This is a genomic window from Lunatimonas salinarum, assembly GCF_017811155.1.
Taxonomy (GTDB): Bacteria; Bacteroidota; Bacteroidia; order Cytophagales; family Cyclobacteriaceae; genus Lunatimonas; species Lunatimonas salinarum.
In genome coordinates this window covers 24,946-41,057 of sequence record NZ_JACVCV010000013.1, presented here as the reverse complement: position 1 = coordinate 41,057, position 16,112 = coordinate 24,946, and the positions used below count along the sequence as shown (strand labels likewise).

The window sequence follows — 16,112 nt, the reverse complement described above, 5'->3', positions numbered from 1 at the left end:
AGTACACTATTTTGGATTTGACTAATTGGTTTTCTTTTGGATTGCATTTACCAGGTACGGTTTTTCAGAATCTCCTGAATCTGCTCACGGGGCACCGGTAATTCGTCGATACGGTCGTTTAGCCACCGGGAAAAGTCCCGCTCGATTTCATCTGCCCAGCGAGTATCAATTTGACCTGCGGTATAAACGCCCTCCCGAATCCGTTGATGGCCAAACATATCCCGGAGCCGGACAATCTCGGAGGTCACCACCACCCGTTCTACCAAATGCGGCGGAATAAAAGAGACACCTCCGTCCCTGCCTAAAACGACATCTCCGGCCATTACCGTTACCTGCCTGATTCTCGTTGGCTGGTTAATTCCAATCAACATGGTGTTCAGATTTCCCTGCTGATTGTGGTGGGAAGGATGGTAGCTGCTGTAAAAAGAAGTAAAACCAGCGATCTCCCTTAGCCCGGATATATCCCTCAGCGCCCCATCGTATACGATCCCATTTCCCGATTTGGCATAGATGGCATTGCCTACATTGTCGCCTATGGTGGGTCCATCTACATGAAGCCCAAACTGATCGGCCACATATACATCACCAGGCACCAATAAATCAACGGGCCAGGTATTTTGACCCCGTTTGCCCTCGGCCCTGCCCCGCTTGTCTATCGCATCGTGTATATCGGGCCTGCCGGGAATAAAGGTAGCGGTAACCGCACGACCTACCAGGATGGAATCGGGGTGGATCATCTGCCAACCTTCTGCATATTGGTACTTGTAACCGGCATTTCGCATCACGGCCCAGGCCTCCTCATGGGTTACCAGTTTCATACGTTCCAGAAGGTTGTCCGAAACTTTCGGCCTGCCGTCTTCAAAACGCTCACCCTCCCAAGCTTGGGTAAGAAACAGCATTTCGTCCTTACTGATCTGCTGACCCGTCAGGTAAAAGACAGGCCCTAGAACAAAAAAGAGGCAAAAAAAACAAAGCGTAAATCTATTTGAAGTCATAAACGGTGTTGATTTTATTGAAATTGGAAAAAGGCAGGTTTCCCAGATCGAGTTGGAAAACCTGCCTGTAAACATTCACTAGAGGCGCATCAGGGGGTGTCCCACCATACACGCGTATCCAAGTTGTCCGGACCCTGTCGGGCTACTGCTGCGGTGATATTTGCATTATTCACCGAAAACTCTGCATCGGGATAGGACAAACGTCGGATAAAGTCACCGGAGATATCCTTGCCGGGATAGGGGTTAGGTGCCAAAGCGGGATAACCTGTCCTGCGGAAATTGGCAAAACCTTCGTATGCATTAAGAAAAGAGGCCACCCAATATTGCTCGCCAATCTGCTCCATGGCATTTGCCTCGTCAAGGGGATGGGTTTCGATATAGGCATCGATGGCCGATTCAGCTATGGCTGTATTTTCTCCATAGGCAGCCATCTGCTCCATATTTGCCCGGATCCCTTGCGCATAGTAATCAGCCGCGTTACCTGCAATCCAACCCCGGTGTGCTGCTTCCGCCAACAAAAGCGAAGTCTGAGAATACGTTACATGAAAGATAGGTGCATCGCGCGCTGTCATTCGGGTTCGATCCACTTGGGAAAACTCGTAGAAACTTCTGAGGCCTCTTGCCTGCACCACCGCTCCAATGGTTTGGTTGTCGTATCCCATGGGGAAACCCATTTGGTCAGCCGGATTTCTGGAGAGGTTGACGCCGGGTGCCGGGTTTCCTGCCAGTGCATTGTTCTGATCCGGTCCACTACCCGCACCAATGAAACGTACGGCTATGGAACCAAGTCTAGGATCGTTCGTTTCGCTCAAAAATTGTTCAAAAGGTTCGGCGAGGTAATAGTTGTTTGCTTCTGTCGCATTCAGCGTATTTCCCAACTCGTTGGAATAGTTAAAATCATGCTGAATCATCATGTTATCGGCATTCGAGGCCATCACGCCACCGGCTACAGCACGTTCCACCCACTCTCTTGCACGAGTGGGGTTTACCTTCGTGTGACGCATCGCCGCCCGCAACATGAGTGAATACCCAAGTTTACGCCATTTGGCAACATCACCCCCATAGAATATATCTCCAGTTTCAATTCTACCGGAAGGATTCAGCGCAGCGGTTGCCTCCTGTAGTTCATTCAAGATGTCCAGGTAGATTTCTTCCTGCCGATCGTACGCCGGATCAATTTTGCCTTCGAGAAATCCCAGACCTGCTTCAAAATAAGGCACATCTCCAAAGGTGTCCGTGAGGATCATAGCCGATAAGGCCTGAAGAATTCTCGCCATCTGAAACAGGTTGTTTCTTCCCGGATTGTCACGGGTAAATCGCTTTACATCTATGGTATGCTTCAATACATCCCGGTAATATTTATTCCAGGTGCCGATGGAAAAGGCCCGATTTAATTGGTTGAAGTTACCACCTGCCAATACTCCTCCATTTGGAGAGACAATCTGCTGCACAATCGCCGACTCGTAATTCAGTGAGGTGCTGGAGATAGTCGAAAACAGCGCAGCCCGGTTCATCAGGTAAATCGGATCCAATGAAGTGGGCTGTACCGGGTTGATGTTCATTTCATCAAATCCGCTGTCGCAGCTACTGAGCGGAGACAGGATAATAAGACTTATGCATAGGGCTTTCAGAAGATTTTTCATTACGCCTAGGTTTTTGAGGTTGACACTTATACCTAACTTTTTCATTTTCTTTAAAATTTAAAGTTTAGGTTAAATCCAATGCTGCGGGTCACAGGTAGCCCGTGTGCCTCCAGCCCCATCAAGTTATCTGACGTAAAGCCAAACTCCTCGGGATGGATGTTGGGTACCCATTTTTTGATGACCAAGACGTTGTTGCCCACCAAGTTTGCCCGCAGGCTTTTGATGAAGAAGTTCTCCGGCAAATGGGGAGTAAGGTCGTATCCGATCGATACCTGACGAAGGTTCCAGAATCCAGCATTGTAGATGAATTCCTCGACCATGTTCGCAGACCGCACCGTCTCATAAAAGGTCTGTACCTCAGTTTGCACATCGTTGGGAACAAAAGACGGATTTTCGGCCGTGCCTACATTTTTGACCCCTTCGCCGATGACAAAACCCTGTTCACGACCAACTAACGTTCCTTTGTGCAAACCATGGCGCCAAGCATTGAAGTTGGTTCCTGACAGCATCTTGTGGCCCAGTTTGAAATCTATCAACGTAGATAGGGAAAGATTCTTGAACTGGAACGTATTCATAAAACCACCCACCCAAATAGGGATAGCGGAACCGAATGGTATCTGCAAGTTGGTACGAAGTGGCCTACCGTTATTTGCGTCATACACGATATTTCCCTGGGGATCCCTTCTGTAACCAAATCCATATATCTGCCCCATGGGCTTGCCTACTACCTGCCGCAGCTCACCCCCATACACAGCCGCTCCTACGGTGATAACGGAATCTCCTTCCGTCAAGCCTAACTTCAAGGTTTCCGTCATGTTCCAAGATGCATTGAAGCTAGTCTCCCACGTAAAATTGGCAGTTTGTACCGGCACGGCTGTCAGCAAGGCTTCCACCCCCCGGTTACTGCTTTCGCCTACATTGATCAGCTGTTGCAAATAGCCGGAAGCGTCTGAGACTTGAGCACCCAAAATCTGATCTCTAGTAACTTTATTGTAGTAGGTAAGGTCCAACCCGAAGCGGTTATCCAGAAACTTCATTTCGATACCGGTCTCCCACTCCGAAACCCGCATAGGCCGCAAATTGGCGTTGGGAACCGTAGATGAATTGATCACCCCTACCGGCTGCAGTTGACCTGCTGGATTGGGAAACTGATTGTTTTCCACTCGGTAAAATAAGTTATCCGCATAGGGGCTTACGTCGGTATCGCTCCCCACTTCCGCATATCCTGCCCGGATCTTTCCGAAAGAAATCCACTCGGGGAAGTTTTCCCAAGGTTGCGAAAAAACAAAGCTTCCCGTTACCGCAGGATACAGAATGCTTCGGTTTTGCGGCGCAAGGGTAGAAAACCAATCATTCCGAACCGTTCCGTTTAAAAAGAGGTAATCTCGGTAAGACAACTCGGCCATCGCATAGAGAGAGTTCACCTGCCGCTCGGAGATTTCATAAATGGGATCCTTCACCCTGCCATTCATCACCGTATACAAATCCCGCACGATAAAATCATTCACCAGCACGTTGTTGCGATCCATCCGCCGGTACATTTGGTTACCGCCCAGCGTGAGCGAGGTGCCAAAGTCACCAAACTTTTTGTTTGCGCCGATTAGGAAATCGGTATTGACCTCCCTGAATCTACGATTGTCCTGTACATAATCTCCATTTACAAACCCTACCGGAGCATTGGGCAGCGAAGCGGTCCCTGTGGGGAAGTTATAGTCCTGATCTCTTGCATAAAAATCCTGCCCTATCCTACCTTGCACAAAGAGCCATTCCGCGATATTGTATCTTGCGGTGATATTTCCAAACACACGATCCCTTCGCACGTTGTCAAATTTCTCAAAAGTAGACCAGTAGGGATTGGTCCTATTCCTAAAGCGGGAGAATACAAACTCATTCCCATTCGCATCCGCCATCTTTTCCCGCATCAGCGATAGGGGCATGGAGTTGGCCAATGTGTTCAACACGGTGGGCGTACTCATATCCTGTTCGGCGATCTGAGGCGGATTTTTGATGTCTTCTAGCGAGTAGTTCACGTTTCCCGAAACAATTAACTTTTTGGCAATTTCTTGGGTAAATCCAATGTTAAAGGTCTTTCGGTCATAGCCGGAGTTAGGCACGATGCTTTGATTGTCCAAATTAGATACGGAAAGACTGAATCCGCCAAACTCTCCTCCAGAAGATACCGTAACGGTGTTGGTGAAGGTATGCCCTGTACGGTAAAAGGTGCTGATATGACTCGGCTGCGGCACATAGGGCACTTCCACCCCATCAAACAATACTTGGGTCATGCCAGGTTGAAATCTCTCTCCGAAACTCCATACACCGGAAACGGGATTTGCCGACGTAGGCCGTATGCCATTCTCTCCCTGCCCATATTCATACTGCCAATCGGTAAAATCCATGGGATTGTCAGAGGTGTAGTTCGTGTTGAACTCCACACCTATTCCCTGTCCACGATTTCGTTGCTTGGTGGTAATCATGATCACGCCATCTTTAGCCCGAGCACCGTACAAAGCCGAAGCTGCCGCACCCCGTAAAACGGTCATGGTTTCAATATCATCGGGATTGATACTGGTGAGACCATCACCACCATCCGATACGCGGGTTCTACCCCGGTCCGTGTTGGAGGCGTCTGAACCACGATTTCCGGGATTGGCTCCGAAATTGGTATTGTCCACAGGAATACCATTAATCACAATCAAGGGCTGGTTTTGACCTCCAAAGGACGACTGCCCCCTGATCCGTATCTTGCTGGTACCTGCCGGGCCGGATCCCAGACTACTGATATTTACGCCTGCTACCTTGCCCTGGAGCGCATTCATAAAGTTGGGCGTTCGGTTAATGGTCATCTCTTCTGAGGATACAGAGGTAGTCGCATAACCCAGGCTCTTCGCCTCCCTTTCTATACCGAGTGCCGTCACCACGACTTCCTCCAAGGCGGCGATATCCTCCATAAGCACAATATTCACAACCGTCCTTGTACCTACTTGAATACGCTGACTGGCATAGCCTATGTAAGAAACTACCAAGGTGGCATTATCGGGAACGGTCAGGCTATATCTTCCGTCAATATCGGTAATGGTGCCCACTGTGGTACCTGCAACGGAAATGGCTACTCCCGGAATCGGATCCCCGTCTTGGGTTGTTACCGTCCCCTGAATATCGATATCGTACTCGTCGACTAAAATTTCAACCGAGCTTTCCTCCTTGGACGATTTCAACGACTTCACGCTGATCGTATTATTAACCTGCTTAAAATGCAGCTTTTTTTGAAAAGCAATATCAGTTAAAATTTCGGCCACCGAACCCCGGTTTTTAGCCAGTCGGATGGTCGTGCCATCCCGTAGATTTTGATCGGTATAAAAAAATCGGTACTCGGTCCTACTTTCTATCGCCTTTAAAATGGTTTGAAGGTTACCCTCCCTTACATCCAAGCGAACCATCACCTCTTCAATGCTCTTTGCCTGCGCCTCGTCGGAAAAAGCCTGTGCCACAGAAAAGGTTGCCAACCACACTCCGGCAAACACGGAGATATAGCAGCACACCTTCTGTAAAATTTGGTATATAATGTGTTTCATTTTTGGGTTTGATTAATTGGTTTGTTAACTGCCTACAGGTTGGTCATCGGGTGTGCTCCCACGAGAATGGGGGTGGATGACTAAAAAACGTGAGATGAAATGGGTAGATCATAGGTTTAAGGTTTAATATGAATGGTTATATTCTTTTCATCGATTGTGTAATCAAACCCGATGCTGTGCCCGAGAACCTCAAGCACATTGCTCAAGTACTCGTTTTTACCGAAGGTTCCAGAACACTTGAAATCTGGCCAAGCAGCAGGCCCGTGAATGGATACTCCATACCAGCGTTCCAACAAACGCACCACTTCCGACAGTGGCAGTTGCTCAAATTGCAGAATACCATCCTTCCAGGAAGCGACGGAATTTGGATCCACTTGAAATTTCTTCATTGGAGTGCCTCCACCGTGTGTTTTGGAGGCCTCTCCCGGCAATAGGTGTAGTTCTGAGGACGACACGAAATCCTGCACTTTCACCTCACCAGTGGCTAGGGTGACTTGCACACCGGGGCTCTCACTGTAGGCGTGTATGTTAAAGGAGGTGCCCAATGCAGTGGTCTGTATCTTACCTGTGAGCACGGTAAATGGACGTAGGGAGTCCTTGGTCACGTCAAAAAATGCCTCTCCTACCAACCTTACCTCCCGGCCATTTGGAAAACCCTGCTCGTATGCAAGATAACTCTCGGCGTTGAGATAAACCCAGGATAAGTCCGGCAGTTGAATCTTTGTTCTTTTGCCTTTTGGGTTGTACTTTACAATGACTTGGGATTGGAACGATGGTTCAGAGCTAGACGTTGGATTGGAATCAAAAAACGCTAAGTAGCCCCCATATACGAGCAATCCCAAAAGCAAACTCGCAGCAAATCTCCGGTACGCCCCCGTCCGAGCAGTCAACATGCCAGGCCAAAAGGATTTAGTCATTCTTTTTTTTTCAAGCAGCTTTTGCAAAACGGCCTCCTTGTCCCAATCCAAGTAGGACTCCGATAGATTGGGATCCTCAAAGCTGCTTTCGACCTCTTGGTAGAAAGCGCGCTTTCCCTCCTCCGATTCCATCCTTTTAAGGAAGTCGGATGCTTCTCGGGCTGAAAGAAGCCCTTTCATCAACCGTCGCCACTTTTCGACCAATCGCATTCTCATTGCTGCCTTTTACAGGGATATATCCCCATTCAGCAGGATTTACGTACGACTCCCCGAAAATTTTCAGAATTTTTAATGGGAAAGCATCAACTATGCGAAATCTAAAAACAAACCCTTAATCCAATAAAAAAACGGTAAGCATAGACAGGAGGTCGGGGGGAAGTGTTTTTGATCCCAATAGCCTTTCCCTAAGCGATTTGGTAGCCTTGTAAATATGCGTCTCTACCGTACGCTTTGAAATGGATAGTTTCTGGGAAATCTCATCGGAAGAAAGGTGCTGTAGGTACTTCAACTCGATCACCTCCTTTTGGCATTTGGGAAGCGTCGAAAGCGCATAGGTGGAAAATTGCCGTAGGTCTTCGTAGAGGAGGGAAGTTTCTCCCATATTTTGATCGTTCTCTTGCTTGGCCCGGGCATTTTGAGCATAAACTTGAAACCTGGCAGCCCGCTTAGCCTGCTTATAAATTAAGGATTTCATGATAGCCAACAGGTACGCATTGAAGGATAATGCGTCGTTCAAACCTTGGCGATTTTTCCAAATCCGCATAAAAACTTCCTGCACGATGCCTTCCGCCTCTTCGTGTGGCAACCCCATTTTTCGGGAGGTTGCATACACTTTGGTGGCAAATTTCCGATACAGTGCACAAAAAGCCGCTTCGTCTCCACTACGTAGCCTAGCAACTAATGTTTGAATATCTGGGTTTATCGAATGAGACATGAATAAGGACGATATTGGTTACAAGTACGTCATATTATACCAATTTCGCAACTACAACTGACCCAATCATACCATTAATATGTCTAAAATTCAAGTTAAACAGGTTTTTAGACCAACAATCACAGGCTTACTAGACGTGTATCTAAAGCCTCCAACCATCTGATCAGTCCAAACGACCTTTGCCTTCAAAAGGAAGAGGCTGCCCGAAATATCGAACAGCCTCCTAGCCGCATCAACTCCAGGTTCTATCCCAGGATTTCAGCTCGTTCCATTCATCGGTGGGCGCAAAGAACTCCTCTCCGGGCCTTAATCTACGCTTCACCTCGTCTTCGTTCAACTCAAGGCCAATGCCCGGTGATTCGGGAACTTTCGCGTAGCCATTCTCGACAAGAGGCCCGTCAATACCGGTTACCAACGATTCCCACCATGGATTATCTACTGAATGGTGTTCCAAGCCGATGAAATTATAGGTTGCCGCCGCCGCATGTACGGTACCCATGAAGGTAATGGGTGAGGCCGCATGGTGAATAGCCATGCCAATCTCAAACTCCTCAGCATAGTCACCTATTTTTTTGGTCTGCAAATATCCTCCTGCACTGCCTGGATCGGGATGCACGATGTCCACCGCGCGAGTCTCTATCAGGTCCTTAAAGTTCTTTTTGTGGTAAGTGTCCTCTCCCGTCAACGTGGGCGTGGTGATGGACTCCGTGATGCGCTTCCACTGTTCGGTATTTTGCCAGGGTATTAAATCCTCCAGCCATGCAATATTGTAGGGTTCAAAGGCGTGTGCGAGCTTGATCATTTCATTGTACCCCATGTGTCCAAAGTGATCTATCGCCAACGGTATCTCATAGCCCACCTTTGCCCGCGCCTTTGCGGCAAATTCCACCATTTTTTCCAACCCTTTCTGGGTAATCTGAATATGGGTATGCTGATGCCGGGTCTGGGCATGAGACATCACATCCCTATCAGTCCATCCGCGCAGCGGCATCCAAGGATCCTTATTGGTGAGGGTGTCTTCGATGTCCTTGATCAAACCAATGCCAATGTCCATTTTCAGCATGGTGAATCCCATGTCTACCCGCTCTTTCATTTTTTCGGCAAACTGATCAGGGTCTGGCATGGTCGGAGTATCTACGTAAATGCGCACCTTATCCCTAAATTTACCCCCTAAAAGCATGTATAGCGGAACCCCGTAGGCTTTACCAGCCAAATCCCATAGGGCCATTTCCACACCGGATACGCCACCACCTTGGCGACCATGGCCTCCAAATTGTTCGATGGTTTTGAATATCTTCTCTATGTTACAGGGATTCTCTCCCAAAATACGGGATTTCAGCATAAGCGCATAACGTTTGTCAGCTCCATCCCTTACGTCGCCCAACCCGTGAATTCCCTGATTGGTGTAAATTTTTAAAATGGGTACATTTCCGTACTGTGCCACACGCATATCAGTGATCTTTAGCTCGGAAGGATTGGAAAGCCTGTTTACTTTGGAAGTAGTATGGGCGATGGTGTCTTCTACCGGCAGCATCATCAGACCTCCGAGACTTAGCCCTCCCAAACTGGCTTTTTGCAAAAAATTGCGTCTCCCGGCATTTTCAGGACGATTTTTTAGAGGAGCTGGATCGGCCTTTTCTATGTTGGAAAAAGAGTTGGGCTTGGAGCTATCCAAGGGCTGTAAAAGGTGGGAAATGTTCTTTTTCATGTTATTTGGATTTAAATGGTTTAATGTTCGGGTTTCGTCGGCAGTAGGCTGCAGGACGTATTCGTCCTTAAATGTAAACATTTATCCCATTGAGGTAAAGAATTTTTTCTATAGAAAGCTGAAATCATTACCTTTCAAAGGGGTCTGTGGAAAGAGAGGAAAATTAAATTTTCATTGGCCGCAAAAAATAAGGGGTAAGCGGGTCAATTTTTTATATTTGCAAACAATTCATCCGAAAAAAGACGTATGGAGTCGGAACATCAAGTATTTTTTGCCTTTTTGTTCACCACGATAGCAGGAATATCCACGGGCATTGGCGGATTGGTTTCCTTTATTACCTATGCCAGAAAAGAGAAATTCTTGGCGTTTTCCTTGGGTCTTTCCGCGGGTGCCATGCTTTACATCTCCTTTGTAGAGCTGATACTCAATGCGGTGGTTGAGCTAAGTAGCGAGTTGGGAAATGAAAAAGCCTACGCAAGGGTTGCAATGGCTTTTATTGTAGGGTTGTTGGGTTCTGCCATTATCGCTAGGGTGACGGATTTCTTGATGGACAAGCTTGGCATCTTGAAACCTTCCCTGCCGGAAACGACCGAAGACGTACACCGATCCACGAAAAAAACGAAAAAGCTATATAAAGCGGGTTTGGTTACTGCAGTGGCCCTTGCCATTCACAATTTGCCCGAAGGGCTAATCACCTTCCTGACATCGATGCAGGACCTGCAACTGGGCCTGGGGATCACCATCGCCATCGCCATACACAATATACCGGAAGGTTTGGCCGTGGCCATGCCTATCTATCATGCCACGCAAAATAAGACCAAAGCATTTCTGATTAGTCTTTTATCCGGACTATCCGAACCATTCGGTGCACTAGTAGCCTACTATGTATTATTCAAATACCTGGATCCGGCACTATTGGCTACAGTAAATGTATTGGTAGCCAGTATTATGGTATATGTCGCTTCATTTGAACTCATCCCAAGTGCCTATGAAATGGGCTTTAAAACCCACACCAAGTGGGGCATGATTGCCGGAATCGGCATCATGGGCATCAGTTTGGTTTTACTCAATTAACCCCCCCTATCTATGATAACAAAAAAACTTCCCGTACTCCTTCTGCTGTGCCTTTTGGCAACTGCCGGCTTTTCACAGTCCCAAACCGGTTCATTGATCCGCATTATGGTTAGTCCTGCCAAGTCCGACATGATTTACCCAGCAGGAGAGGAAATTCTGTTCGACGTGGCGATATACAAGTTTGGGAAATTAATCCCCCAGGCTGCGATCTCCTATACGGCTGGTCCGGAAATGGTAGAACCGACCCATAGTGGGACTTTGACGCTAAAAGATGGTACGGGTAAAATCAAAGCCGGAAAAATGAATGCGCCGGGCTTTGTGCGTTGTAAGGTGACCTACACTGAAAACGGCATTACGTACGAAAATACCGGTACTGCAGGCGTGGATCCGGAGCAAATTCAGCCTACCACCAAGCTGCCCGAGGATTTCAGGGAGTTTTGGGATGCCAAAAAAAGGGAACTTGCCGCTATCCCGTTAGAACCCACGCTCACGCTTATGCCTGAAAAATCCACCCATCACTCCGACGTGTACCACGTAAGCTTCAAAAACGTATCCGGAAGGATATATGGCATCCTTACCAAACCCAAAAAACCCGGAAAATACCCTGCCTTGTTAGTTGTTCCAGGTGCCGGTGTGCGCCCGTATCAGGAACTTCACGCGGACAAAGACATCATCACCCTCCAAATCGGTATACATGGTATCCCCGTCAATCTATACCAATCCAGCCTTTATCAGGACCTGGCCCAAGGTGCCCTTGCCAATTACAATACTTTCAATCTGGAAGACCGGGAGCGATACTATTACAAGCGGGTATACTTGGGCTGCATTCGAGCCGTGGATTTCATTTTCTCCCTTGAAGCCTTTGATGGTACCCATATCGGAGTCATGGGAGGCAGTCAGGGAGGGGCACTGTCCATTGTGACGGCGTCCCTGGACAATCGAATCAAGTACCTCGTCAGCTATTACCCGGCACTTTCTGACCTTACGGGTTACCTGCACGGCCGGGCCGGTGGATGGCCTCACCTGTTCAAGAACGAATACACCAATCAGCCGGCAAAAATTGAAACGTCCTACTACTACGACGTGGTGAATTTTGCACGGTTTGTAAACATACCTGGGCTTTACTCCTTTGGATTCAATGATAACGTATGTCCCCCTACGTCCATGTACGCGGCCTACAATGTCGTGCAGGCTGAAAAGACCCTGTCCCTATTCAAGGATGCCGCCCACTGGCGCTATCCGGAGCAAAGTCAGGAAGGGGACCAATGGATGCTGAAAAAGCTGGGCGTAAAATAGTCGGATTCCATAAAACACCGTATTGACTAGCAAGCCATAGGCATACAAAACCGAAGCTGCCTGATGATTTCCCGACTGACGGTTCTAAAACGTCCGTCGGCTTGTCAAAATCGGCAGATTGGGTTGGTTGTTATGCTAAAAATCAATGCAATTATAGACACATGAAAACATTCCTCAAGGTTCTATTGATCGTCGTTTGCATCCTCGTGGTCGGTGGCGGTATCTACACGTGGAGGCAATTTACGGATAAACACCCCGGCTATGCGCTGGATCTGCAGATCACATCTGACACACCTGGGGAGCTAAAAATCGGTTTTGGGAAAACAGACATCACTCCCGTAGGATTCGATACCTGGACCGATAAGGACGGTGACGCCCGCTACACACCAAATGAGGGAGATAGCTATCAGGATCTCAACAATAACGGAAAGTTTGATGCGGTATGGTTGGCAGGGTTTCAACAAAACCGGCCGGCTACCGGAGTGAATGATCCCCTATGGGCCAGATCCATGGTAATAGACGACGGTGCCACCCGATTGGGCATCTGTGTAATCGACATGATCGGGTTTGGGCACGACGATGTGGTAACGGTCAGAAAGCGCTTTCAGGAACCGTTGGAATTGGATTACCTGATAGTGGCGAGTACCCATGTCCATTCTTCTCCCGATCTGATGGGGCTTTGGGGTCCCAACCCCTACACGAGCGGTATTGATAAGGCTTACAAAGAACAAGTAATGCAAGGCATTTTCCGCTCGTTGGAGGAGGCTTCCCTAGCTGTAGAACCCGCCTACTTGAAGTTGGCCATCAACGAATCTGAGTCACTGACCTTGGTAGGCGATTCTCGTGAACCCTTTGTCTACGACGAAGGTATCCGTATCATGCAGGTTCTTTCCAAACAGGATGACCGCACCCTGGGTATTCTCCTTAACTGGGGAAATCACCCGGAAACCTTCTGGTCTGGAAACACCGAGATCAGTTCGGACTTCCCCCATTATTGGCGAGAGTACATGGAAAACGGAATATATCTGCAGGACAGCCTCCTGCATGAAGGGTTAGGTGGTATCGCTCTGTTTATGAACGGGGCCTTGGGCGGATTGATGACCACACGACCTAACCATCCCATCATTCACCCCTACTCTGGTGCATTGATTATGGAAGAGAGTGCGGAAAAAGTGGATGCCCAAGGCTTGGCATTGGCAAAGATCACCTTTAAAACCATGAACGAGGGCATGTTGGAAATCCGGCAGGGGGGTATCGATCTGCGAGCAAAAACCTTGGAACTGGCCATGGACAACAACCTCTTTCGCCTTGCCGCTTGGCTCGGTATTTTTGACCGTGGATTTACGCGCTGGGGACATATTCGCTCGGAGGTCGCTGCCTGGACCTTGGGTTCCGCTTCTTTCGTGCATGTGCCGGGAGAACTGTATCCCGAAATCCTAAACGGTGGTGTGGAATCTCCCACGGGTGCTGATTTTGGTATTGAGCCCGTGGAAGTACCTTCCATTCGCAGCCAAATGCCGGGCAGAATCCGCTTTTTTAGTGGCATGGCCAATGATATGATCGGGTATATCGTGCCCAAAAGCCAATGGGACGAAAAACCCCCCTTCACTTATGGACGCGATCGTGCCCCGTACGGCGAAGTAAACTCGCTAGGCCCGAATACAGCGCCGACCATCCATACAGCGGTGCTGGAGCTACTAAACGAGCTATCCGAAATGAAAAAACCCTAGTCGAACCAAACCCAAAAAACCATGCAGGAAAGTATCATAACGGCTGTTTTTCTACCTTTGGCCCTGGCATTCATCATGCTGGGAATGGGGCTATCCCTCACCATAAAAGACTTTAAAAACTGCTTTTTATTTCCAAAAGCGATCCTACTGGGACTGGCTACTCAGTTGCTTTTGCTTCCGCTGATTGGCTATCTGCTCATCTTTGCATTTGGATTGACTGGCACCATAGCCGTAGGCTTGATGATTCTCGCCGCCTGCCCCGGCGGTCCCACTTCAAATTTAATCACCCACCTTTCCCGAGGAGACACGGCACTTTCTATCAGCCTGACCGCCATAAGCTCGTTTATCACGGTAATTACCATTCCCATCATCGTTAATTTTGCCATTCGGCATTTTGGAGAGGCAGGCAGCATTATCCTTCCCGTAGGACAAACCATCATGCAAATAGTAGGGGTGACCATCATTCCTGTTTCGGTCGGTATGTACTTGAACCATCGATTTCCGGCTGTTTCCTCCCGTGCCGATAAACCGGTACGCCTTGCTTCTGCGATTTTCTTTGTAATGATCATTCTGGCGGCAATTCTGAAAGAAAGAGAATCACTCCCCGCCTTTTTTGCTCAGGCAGGCCCAGTCACGCTGTTGCTTAATGTTGCCACTTTGCTTATTGGGTACTACTTGGCCAAATGGCTGTTATTACCAAAACCGCAGCAGATATCCATATCCATTGAATCCGGAATCCAAAACGGTACACTGGGCATCATGATCGCCGCAACACTACTGAAAAACTCCGAAATGACGATTCCCATTGCCATTTACAGCCTGTTGATGTTTCTTACTGCCGCTGTGGTCATTCTCATTCATACCCGAAAAGCTACCGTTCCCAGTTAGTTGTGGTTAGCTGGACGAGGATACTACCGCTGACAAAATAATCCTTGTCCACACCAAACATAAGCGTATTTTGACGGTTTGCTAAGCATAAAACCCTAAAAAGATGCGTTCATTTATTGGATTGTTGTTTTCCCTGTTTTATTTCATGTCATCATCCCAAGCACAAATCGCCAAAAAGGAAATTTGGTATGTAGGTACATTTTCCGAAGCTGGCAGCAAAGGGCTCTATGTGTTGGAGTTCGACCGGTTATTGAAGCAGTTCAGTGAAATTCAAACCGTACATGATCGGAAAAGTCCCTCATTTATTACGCTGCACCCCAGCAACCAATTTTTATATGCTGCCTACAGGGAGGGGATGGAGGAAAATGACCCCCATGGGACCATCATCGCCTACCGCATCGACAGCAATACGGGAATGCTCCAAAAAATCAACGAGGTAAGCTCGGCCGGAGCTAGTCCCTGCCATGTGAGTGTTGATCCAAGCGGAGAGGTGGTTTTTGTGTCTAACTACCAGGGCGGTAATCTCGCCAGTTATAAGATCCGGGAAGACGGAGGCCTCCATCCTGCCAGTTCTGTCTTTCAACATGAAGGCAGTAATGCAATCCCCGAACGCCAAAGTAGTGCCCACATGCATTCAGTCGTTCCCGCGCTGGATGGTCGGTTCGTCTATGCCTCAGACTTGGGTGCGGATAAGATATTTACTTATAAACTGGAGCCCAATACGGGCACCTTGGATCCTGTAAAGAAAGGCTTCGTACGTTCTGCGCCCGGCGCAGGGCCGAGACACTTTACACTGCATTCGGATATCCCTTTTGCTTACTCCGTGGAAGAACTGTCAAACACCATCGCTATGTATGAGGTAAACCCTCGAAACGGGAAACTAAAACCAAAAGGCAGGGTAAATATGCTCAGCTCCAACGTCCAAAGTGATCGGAATTCCGCCGCAGATATCCATGTTTCCGTGGACGGGAAATGGCTATACGCCTCCAACCGGGGGCAGGATAACCTGGCGAAATTCCAAATCAACCTTGAAAATGGGAGGCTGACCTCGCTCGGGCATGTCCCTTCCGAGGGTTCACACCCCCGAAATTTCCAGATGGATGCACTTGGAGAGTTTGTCTACGTGGCCAATATGGAAAGCAATAATATCGTGGTTTTTGCCCTTGACCCTATTAACGGCTCCCTAACGCCCACCGACATGCGGGTGGAAATTCCCCGGGCTGTGTGCATCGAACAGCTGTTTATTAATTCTCGTTGAAATATTTTCAATGCCTCCTGCGCTTCTGAACCAATTTACCGGCTAGATTTGTTTTTCCTTTTCATCCAATTCCTAGTCCTTGAAACTATCGAAA

At 48.2% G+C, this 16,112-nt stretch carries 11 protein-coding genes; 5 read left to right on the top strand and 6 right to left on the bottom strand.

Features of this window, described 5'->3' with window-relative positions:
• Positions 1-47 precede the first annotated feature (47 nt).
• The 6 genes from IAQ59_RS15725 to IAQ59_RS15700 all read right to left on the bottom strand — a co-directional run bounded on the left by IAQ59_RS15725 (position 48) and on the right by IAQ59_RS15700 (position 9,772).
• On the bottom strand, positions 48-995 hold the full coding sequence (locus IAQ59_RS15725; protein WP_209331793.1) for an RraA family protein: 948 nt from the start codon (positions 993-995) through the stop codon (positions 48-50).
• 89 nt (positions 996-1,084) lie between these two features.
• Positions 1,085-2,638, bottom strand: a complete 1,554-nt coding sequence (locus IAQ59_RS15720; RefSeq protein WP_209331792.1) for a SusD/RagB family nutrient-binding outer membrane lipoprotein — start codon at positions 2,636-2,638, stop codon at positions 1,085-1,087.
• 50 nt (positions 2,639-2,688) lie between these two features.
• Positions 2,689-6,213 carry a SusC/RagA family TonB-linked outer membrane protein gene (locus tag IAQ59_RS15715; protein ID WP_425342615.1) on the bottom strand — a complete coding sequence of 1,175 codons (3,525 nt, stop codon included), beginning with the start codon at positions 6,211-6,213 and terminating at the stop codon, positions 2,689-2,691.
• Between the two features lie 116 nt (positions 6,214-6,329).
• Positions 6,330-7,340, bottom strand: coding sequence for a FecR family protein (locus IAQ59_RS15710; RefSeq protein ID WP_209331791.1), 1,011 nt, complete (start codon positions 7,338-7,340; stop codon positions 6,330-6,332).
• Between the two features lie 121 nt (positions 7,341-7,461).
• A complete protein-coding gene (locus tag IAQ59_RS15705) occupies positions 7,462-8,064 on the bottom strand; it encodes an RNA polymerase sigma factor (RefSeq protein WP_209331790.1) in 603 nt (200 codons plus the stop codon).
• Positions 8,065-8,296: 232 nt separating this feature from the next.
• Entirely contained in the window at positions 8,297-9,772 is a 1,476-nt protein-coding gene (locus IAQ59_RS15700; RefSeq protein WP_209331789.1) for a mandelate racemase/muconate lactonizing enzyme family protein, read from the bottom strand.
• Between the two features lie 246 nt (positions 9,773-10,018).
• On the opposite strand from IAQ59_RS15700, the gene zupT reads away from it, so the two are divergent.
• The 5 genes from zupT to IAQ59_RS15675 all read left to right on the top strand — a co-directional run bounded on the left by zupT (position 10,019) and on the right by IAQ59_RS15675 (position 16,018).
• Positions 10,019-10,846 (top strand): zinc transporter ZupT, encoded by an 828-nt coding sequence (gene zupT / locus IAQ59_RS15695; protein ID WP_209331788.1) that lies wholly within the window; start codon positions 10,019-10,021, stop codon positions 10,844-10,846.
• A gap of 12 nt (positions 10,847-10,858) precedes the next feature.
• The gene (locus IAQ59_RS15690; protein ID WP_209331787.1) at positions 10,859-12,142 is read left to right on the top strand and encodes an acetylxylan esterase; all 1,284 of its coding nucleotides are present in this window, start codon (positions 10,859-10,861) and stop codon (positions 12,140-12,142) included.
• Positions 12,143-12,303: 161 nt separating this feature from the next.
• Positions 12,304-13,872 (top strand): hypothetical protein, encoded by a 1,569-nt coding sequence (locus IAQ59_RS15685; protein ID WP_209331786.1) that lies wholly within the window; start codon positions 12,304-12,306, stop codon positions 13,870-13,872.
• A gap of 21 nt (positions 13,873-13,893) precedes the next feature.
• On the top strand, positions 13,894-14,760 hold the full coding sequence (locus IAQ59_RS15680; RefSeq protein WP_209331785.1) for a bile acid:sodium symporter family protein: 867 nt from the start codon (positions 13,894-13,896) through the stop codon (positions 14,758-14,760).
• A 103-nt stretch (positions 14,761-14,863) separates the two neighbouring features.
• On the top strand, positions 14,864-16,018 hold the full coding sequence (locus tag IAQ59_RS15675) for a lactonase family protein (protein WP_209331784.1): 1,155 nt from the start codon (positions 14,864-14,866) through the stop codon (positions 16,016-16,018).
• Positions 16,019-16,112: the final 94 nt, after the last annotated feature.